This window comes from uncultured Demequina sp. (assembly GCF_913055775.1).
Taxonomy (GTDB): domain Bacteria; phylum Actinomycetota; class Actinomycetes; order Actinomycetales; family Demequinaceae; genus Demequina.
Genome location: NZ_CAJXJX010000138.1, coordinates 1 through 6613 on the forward strand (window position 1 = coordinate 1; position 6613 = coordinate 6613).

At 73.0% G+C, this 6613-nt stretch carries 11 protein-coding genes and 1 pseudogene; 5 read left to right on the forward strand and 7 right to left on the reverse strand.

The window, feature by feature from the left end; all coding sequences use genetic code 11:
* The 5 genes and pseudogenes from QZ483_RS11850 to QZ483_RS11870 form a co-directional block, all read left to right on the forward strand.
* Positions 1–196 (forward strand): annotated as a pseudogene (locus QZ483_RS11850) (molybdopterin molybdenumtransferase MoeA); the annotation flags it as partial.
* Positions 193–669 carry a cyclic pyranopterin monophosphate synthase MoaC gene (gene moaC, locus QZ483_RS11855; protein WP_297084241.1) on the forward strand — a complete coding sequence of 159 codons (477 nt, stop codon included), beginning with the start codon at positions 193–195 and terminating at the stop codon, positions 667–669. The pseudogene QZ483_RS11850 and the gene moaC, both read left to right, overlap by 4 nt.
* Positions 666–1229: a molybdenum cofactor guanylyltransferase gene (locus tag QZ483_RS11860; protein WP_297084243.1), complete on the forward strand. Its 564-nt coding sequence runs from the start codon at positions 666–668 to the stop codon at positions 1227–1229. Before moaC ends, QZ483_RS11860 begins: the two co-directional genes overlap by 4 nt.
* Before the next feature lie 57 nt (positions 1230–1286).
* Positions 1287–1541, forward strand: coding sequence for a DUF6457 domain-containing protein (locus QZ483_RS11865; RefSeq protein WP_297084245.1), 255 nt, complete (start codon positions 1287–1289; stop codon positions 1539–1541).
* A complete protein-coding gene (locus QZ483_RS11870) occupies positions 1541–1774 on the forward strand; it encodes a MoaD/ThiS family protein (protein ID WP_297084246.1) in 234 nt (77 codons plus the stop codon). Before QZ483_RS11865 ends, QZ483_RS11870 begins: the two co-directional genes overlap by 1 nt.
* A 5-nt stretch (positions 1775–1779) precedes the next feature.
* Here the strand turns inward: QZ483_RS11870 and QZ483_RS11875 are convergent, their stop codons facing one another.
* The 7 genes from QZ483_RS11875 to QZ483_RS11905 form a co-directional block, all read right to left on the reverse strand.
* The gene (locus QZ483_RS11875; RefSeq protein ID WP_297084248.1) at positions 1780–2886 is read right to left on the reverse strand and encodes a sulfate/molybdate ABC transporter ATP-binding protein; all 1107 of its coding nucleotides are present in this window, start codon (positions 2884–2886) and stop codon (positions 1780–1782) included.
* Complete coding sequence (locus QZ483_RS11880; RefSeq protein WP_297084251.1) at positions 2883–3668, reverse strand: ABC transporter permease; 786 nt, start codon at positions 3666–3668, stop codon at positions 2883–2885. The genes QZ483_RS11875 and QZ483_RS11880 overlap by 4 nt, the downstream gene beginning before the upstream one ends.
* Entirely contained in the window at positions 3665–4420 is a 756-nt protein-coding gene (modA, locus tag QZ483_RS11885) for a molybdate ABC transporter substrate-binding protein (protein WP_297084254.1), read from the reverse strand. Before modA ends, QZ483_RS11880 begins: the two co-directional genes overlap by 4 nt.
* Positions 4417–4821 carry a molybdopterin-binding protein gene (locus tag QZ483_RS11890; protein ID WP_297084256.1) on the reverse strand — a complete coding sequence of 135 codons (405 nt, stop codon included), beginning with the start codon at positions 4819–4821 and terminating at the stop codon, positions 4417–4419. Before QZ483_RS11890 ends, modA begins: the two co-directional genes overlap by 4 nt.
* 40 nt (positions 4822–4861) lie before the next feature.
* Positions 4862–5869 carry a GTP 3',8-cyclase MoaA gene (gene moaA / locus QZ483_RS11895; RefSeq protein ID WP_297084260.1) on the reverse strand — a complete coding sequence of 336 codons (1008 nt, stop codon included), beginning with the start codon at positions 5867–5869 and terminating at the stop codon, positions 4862–4864.
* Complete coding sequence (locus tag QZ483_RS11900) at positions 5866–6294, reverse strand: molybdenum cofactor biosynthesis protein MoaE (protein WP_297084262.1); 429 nt, start codon at positions 6292–6294, stop codon at positions 5866–5868. Before QZ483_RS11900 ends, moaA begins: the two co-directional genes overlap by 4 nt.
* On the reverse strand, positions 6291–6613 hold a 323-nt coding region (locus tag QZ483_RS11905; protein WP_297084263.1), incomplete at its 5' end, for a molybdopterin-binding protein. The genes QZ483_RS11900 and QZ483_RS11905, both read right to left, overlap by 4 nt.

Below are 6613 nucleotides of genomic sequence, written 5' to 3' on the forward strand. Positions count from 1 at the left end.
CACGGCGCCGGGCCGCCGGCAGTTCATGCCGGTGCGGTTCGCGGACAACGGTCACGTGGTTCCCGCGACGGCGGGAGGGTCCGGGTCGCACCTCATGGCACGCTTGGCGGCCGCTGAGGCGCTCGCGGACGTGCCTGCGGGCGTGGAGCGCGTGGAGCCCGGCGATACCGTGGGGGTCGTGAGGTGGAGACGATGACGGAGTTCACGCACCTGGACCGCGCTGGCCACGCCCGGATGGTCGACGTCACGGCGAAGGCCCCGACGGTGCGGGCCGCGACGGCGGAGGCCTTCGTGACGTGCGCGCCCGAGGTCGTGGAGGCGTTGAGAGGCGGCGAGGTTCCGAAGGGCGACGTGCTCGCGGTGGCGCGACTCGCAGGGATTGCCGCCGCGAAGCGGACACCGGAGCTGCTCCCGCTCGCCCACGTGATCGGGGTGCACGGAGCGAGCGTGGACGTCGCGGTCGAGGACGGCGGCGTGCGGATCGTGGCCCGAGTGTCGACCGCCGACCGCACGGGAGTCGAGATGGAGGCCCTGACGGCGGCCTCCGTCGCCGCGTTGAACGTCATCGACATGGTGAAGGGTCTGGACCGATCGACCTCGATCCGTGAGGTGCGCCTGCTCAGCAAGGAGGGCGGACGCTCGGGGACCTGGACGCGAGACACGTCATGACGGTGTTCGACGCGATCATTCTCACCGGGGGCCGTGCGGAGCGGCTCGGGGGTGTCGACAAGGGTGAGATCGACGTGGGCGGGCGCTCGTTGCTCGCGCACGCGCTCGACGCTGCGGCTCCGGCGCGCGCCGTCGCGGTGGTGGGCGCGCCGGTGGAGCGCACGCGAGTCATCTCGACCCGCGAGGAGCCGCCGGACGGCGGGCCTGTCGCCGGCATCGAGGCGGGTCTGAAGGCCCTCGCCGGCGGCGTCAACCTCGTCCTGGTCCTCGCTGTCGACACTCCGCGCGCGGGCGCGGCTCTCCCCGAGCTGCTCGCGGCAGTCGGCCCCTCCGAGGGTGCCATCGCCGTCGATGAGGGCGGACGGGACCAGCCGCTGCTGGGGGTCTACAGGCGAGCGGCTCTCGAGGCCGCGATCGCGCGCCTCAGCTCGGCACACGGAGCATCCATGCGGTCGCTGCTGCGCCAGCTGGCCTTGACGCGCGTGCCCGTCGCTCCCGGGGTCACGCTCGACGCCGACACCTGGGACGATGTCCGGAAGCTGCGGGAACGCTGGCCCTGAGCAGGCGCGAGCACGCCGGACGGGCCACGATGGGCACGTGAGCCGAGAGGAGAAGCGATGAGCGACACGACGCAGATGGAGGCGTGGGCGGAGGCCCTCGCGGGTGAACTGGGAATCGACACCGCGGGCGTCGACGTCGAGCAGCTTCTCGACGTCGCGCGCGAGGCGGCCCACGCCGTGGCGCGGCCGGCCGCGCCCATCACGACCTTCCTGATCGGATACGCCGTCGCCCGCGGTGACGTCGACTTGTCGGAGGCGACCGGGACGGCCACGGCTCTCGCGCGCGGATGGGTCGAGGAGATGCCCGGCTGATGGCGACGGTGCGGCTCTTCGCCGCGGCCGCCGAGGCTGCAGGGTGCGAGCAGACCTCGGTCGACGCGGTGACGGTGGGCGACGTGAAGCGCCGGCTCGTCGACGCGCATGGCGAGGAGCTCGCCCGAGTGCTGCGCCAGTGCGCGGTCGTGGTGGAAGGCAGGCGGGCGAGCGACGACGACCCGGTGGGAGACGCCGTCGTCGACGTGCTCCCGCCCTTCGCGGGGGGATGACGCGCTCAGATCGCGTAGGCCCTCGGGACGTCTGACAGGCGGACCCGGAACGGGCTGCCGGGGCTGAGCGTCGCAGCGGTCTCCGGGGTGACGTCCACGGCGGTGCGCGTCCCCTGCACGCGCACGACGTCCCCGCGAGGCTCGAGCCAGGCGACGACGTCCGGCACGGTGGTGTCGCCCCCCGGCGCGCCCCCCGGCGGCGTCGAGTCGGGGCTCGCGGGCTCCCGTCCTCCGCGCAGTGCTCTCTCGTGTCCGAGCTCTCGCTCGCCGGGGTGGGCCAGGTGAACCTCGCCCGCGGCCAGGGCGACCGCAGCGGGAGTCCCAGCGCTCACGGCAGCGGTGTCAGCGGCGATGGTGGTGCCGTCGGGAAGGCTCACGGTGCCCGAACCTGCGGTGCCCCGCAGCACGAAGCGCCCGGCCATGCGCGCGGCGAAGTCGGTGCGAGGGTGCGCGAGGACGGTCCTCGTGGGGCCGGACTCAGCGATGGCGCCGTGCTCGAGCACCGCCACCTCTTGCGCGAGGAGGTGGGCGTCCAGCGCGTCGTGCGTCGCGATGACGGTGGTGACGTCTCGCGTCACGTCGGCGACCAGCGTCCGCAGTCGAGAGGCCGCCTCGACGTCGACTCCCGCGAAAGGCTCGTCGAGCAGCAGCGCTCGCGGTCGCGCGGCGAGCGTCCGAGCCAGCGTCGCGCGTCTGGCCTGGCCGCCGGAGAGCTCGGCGGGCCGGCGATGCGCCGCGCCCGCGAGTCCCACTCTCTCGAGCCAGTCGAGCGCCTGAGTCCGCGCGTCGCGAGCACGCGCCCCGGAGGCCCGGATCCCGAACGCGACGTTGTCGAGCACGCTCATGGCGGGGAACAGGTCGGCGCCCTGCGTAACCAGGCCGATGCCGCGCTGTCGCGGCGGGACCCAGGTGCGGGTCGCGTGGTCGTGGAGCGTGTCGCCGTCGAGATCTGTCCGGCCGTCATCCGGGCGCAGCACGCCGGCGATGGTAGCGAGCACCGTGGACTTGCCGGAACCGTTGGGCCCCAGCACGGCGAGCGTCTGCCCGGCGCGTACCGCGAGCCGGACCTCGACGCCGCGAGCGGCCGCCACGACGCGCGTGTCGAGCGTCATGACGCACGCCTGACCACGGGGCGGTAGGCGAGCGCGACCACCGTGACCGCGACCACGACGAGAACCGCGGCGAGCGCCACGGCCGCATCCGCATCGGCCTCCCGCTGGAGGTAGATCTCGAGGGGGAGGGTACGGGTGACGCCGGGCAAGGATCCGGCGAAGGTGAGGGTCGCCCCGAACTCACCCAGCGCTCGCGCGAACGCGAGCACCGTTCCCGTGATGAGCGCGGGCCGCAGCGCCGGCACCGTGACCCGCCACAGCGTCACGCTGCGAGAGGCACCCAGCGTCGCGGCGAGCGCCTCGTGATGGCCGCCGCGCGCGCTCACGGCTGACTCGACGGCGAGCACCATGAAGGGCAGCGCGACGAAGGTCTGAGCGAGCACCACCGCCACGGTGGTGAATGCCAGCTCGACGCCCGCGGCGTGGAGCGACGCTCCCACGAGGCCCCGACGCCCGAACGCGTACAGCAGTGCCAGACCGCCCACCACCGGCGGCAGCACCAGGGGAGCGAGCACCAGCGCCCGCACGGCAGGCTTGGCCCTCGAGCGCCACGTCGCGAGCGCGAATCCCAGCGGCACCCCCAGCGCCACGCACAGCGCGGTGGCGACGGCGGCGGTGCGCAGGCTGAGGCCCAGCGCGTCGAGTGCAGACGGGGACGCCGCGAGCTCGGGAAGCCTCGACCAGTCGATCCGCAGGGCAGTCGCCGCCAAGGGAAGAGCGACGAGCGCGCCCGCAGCCACGGCGAGTGGCATCATCCATCGCGGCATCATCGCGACCGTCATCGCTGCACCGTCCCGAAGCCGTACGCGTCGAGCGCCTCCTGGCCGGTGGTGAGCACGTAGTCCACGAATCCCGCGCTCAGGTCCGGCTGGTCGGAGCCGGTGAGGGCCGCGATCGGGTAGGCGTTGACCACCTCGTCGGCATGCTCGGTGGCGACGGCCTCGACGCCGGTGCGCCGAGCGACGTCCGTGACGTAGACCAGGCCCGCGTCGGCATGGCCCTCGGCGACCTTGCTGAGCACGCCCGTCACCGAGGTCTCCTCGGACGACGGCACCAGAGCGACGCCCGCGAGTGCGGCGAGGCGGGCGGACGAGGCGCCGCACGGTACCTGCGGCGCGCACACCACGCTCACGACGGATGGATCGCCCAGGCTCTCGATGCTGCCGACGGCGGCGGGGTTGCCGCGGGGCACCACGATGGTGAGGGTGTTGGTCGCGAACACCGCTGGTGGTGCCGCCGCGTGCTCGCCGATGACCGCCATCTGCGCCTCGTCGGCTGCAGCGAAGACGTCCGCGGGTGCGCCCTCGATGATCTGCGCCGCGAGGTCGGCCGAGCCCGCGTGCACCATCACGACGTCGACGCCCGGGTGAGCGGCCTCGAACGACTCCTCGATCACGGAGAACGGCTCGACGAGCGACGCGGCCGCGAACACGGTGAGCTGAGATGAGCCGTCGCTGCTCGCGCACCCGGTACCCGCAGCGAGACCCATGACCACAGCCGCAGCTCCCAGCACCCGTGTGCGAGTACTGCTCACGTGGTCTCGCGCGCGCGCTCGACGATGACCGTTGTCGCCTTCACGACCGCCGTCGCGACTGCGCCGGGCTCGAGCCCGAGGTCCCGGACGGCCTCCGTGCTCATGAGCGACACCACCCGATGCGGGCCGCACTGCAACTCGACCTGGCTCATGACGGCGTCGGACGTGACGGAGGTGACGAGTCCCACGAACTGGTTGCGCGCGGAGCGCGCGATGCCGGTCGCGTCGCGCGGTGCGCGCGCCCGCTCCTGGGCCAGGCGCGCGACGTCGACGCCGTCGATGAGCGTCCGACCTCTGGCGTCGACTGACGTGGTGACGGCGGCGCTGTCGATCCAGCGGCGCACGGTGTCGTCGGACGCGCCCACGAGAGCGGCCGCCTCAGAGATTCGCAAATGCGGCATGAAGGGAAGATTAGCGCCGCAGATGCGCGCAGTCGAGGGCCTAGCCGCCGATCGCGCTCATGGGCCGCTCGGGCTGCAGGAACGTGGGGTCGTCGATGTCGTGACCCGGGCGCTTGAGGCGCAGACAGGTCGCGACCGCGTCCGCGAGCTGCTCGTCGCTCGCGCCGCCGCGCATGAGCCCTCGCAGGTCCGACTCCTCGCGCGAGAACAGGCACGCCCGCAGCTGCCCATCCGCGGTGAGGCGCACCCTGTCGCACGTGCCGCAGAACGGTCGCGTGACCGAGGCGATGACGCCCACCGACGCCTCGGTGCCCTCGATGTCCCACACCTGAGCGGGCGCCGCGCCGCGGTCGCCGCGCTCCACCAGCGACCAGCGTGCGGTGAGCAGAGCGAGGATCTCCTCGCCCGTCACCATGGCGTTGCGGTCCCAGGTGTGGCCGGCATCGAGAGGCATCTGCTCGATGAAGCGCATCTGATAGCCGTGGGTGACGCAGAACTGGGTGAGATCCACGATCTCGTCCTCGTTGACGCCGCGCATCGCGACCGCGTTGATCTTGATGGGTGCAAGGCCCGCGGCGTCCGCCGCGGCGATGCCGGCGAGCGTCTCCGTGAGCTTGTCGCGGCGGGTCAGGTCGAGGAACCGGTCGCGCCTGAGCGTGTCGAGCGAGATGTTGACGCGCGCGAGACCGGCGTCGTGCAGGCGGTCGGCGAGCGCCGGCAGGCGAAGAGCATTGGTGGTGAGCGACAGCTCCGGTCTGCCGGTGGGCCCCTCGAGCCTTGCCAGCCGGTCCACGACGTCGACCACGTCCGCGCGCAGCAGCGGTTCGCCGCCGGTCAGGCGGATCTCCTCGATGCCCATCTCCACTGCCACGCGCGCGATCCGCACCAGCTCGTCCGTGCTGAGCATCGACTCGCGCTGAAGCCACGGCACGCCCTCGGCCGGCATGCAGTAGGTGCAGCGCAGCGAGCAGCGGTCCGTGAGGCTGATGCGCAGGTCACGGTGCTGCCTGCCAAACCGGTCGACGAGCCCGGGGTGCGCCGCGCTCATGACATTCCCACCCACGTGTGAGTGCCGTCCCGCAAGATCTCGCGCTTCCAGATCGGAACCTCGGCCTTGATGCGCTCGACCAGTTCGCGGCAGACCTCGAACGCCGGCGCCCGGTGTGCGCTGGCGACCGCCGCGACGATCGCCGCGTCTCCGACGCGCAGGAGGCCGATGCGGTGGGTGACCGCGACGGTCACGGGGACGGCCGATGCGGCGGCGACCTCAAGCGCGATGCGCTCGAGCACGTGCGCGGCGTCGGGGTGCGCGGAGTAGTCGAGGTGTGTCACCTCGCCATTCACGGAGGGGTCGTGGTCGCGCACCTGGCCGATGAAGGTCGCGACCGCGCCGTGTTCCGGTCCCGTGACGGCGGCGACGTGCTCGTCGAGGCCGATGCGCGCATCGGCTATCCGGGCGATGGCGACGGTCATGGGTGGTCACCACCGTCGAGCTGCGACAGCAGGTGGGGGAGCAGCGGCAGGACCACGTGCGCCGCCTCGAGTGCACCGCGCTCCGACCCCGGGGCGTTGACGATGACGGACCCAGGCGTGCCGGCCGTGACTCCCGCGAGCCCTCGAGACAGCGCCGCAGCGGGGGCGCTCGCCGCGCCGGCCGCTCGGATGAGCTCGGGAATGCCCGGCAGCTGGCGCGCCAGGAGCGGCTCGGTCGCCTCGGGCGTCAGGTCTCGTGGACCGACTCCCGTGCCGCCCACGGTGATGATCACGCGGGTGCGGGAGGCCATCGCACCTT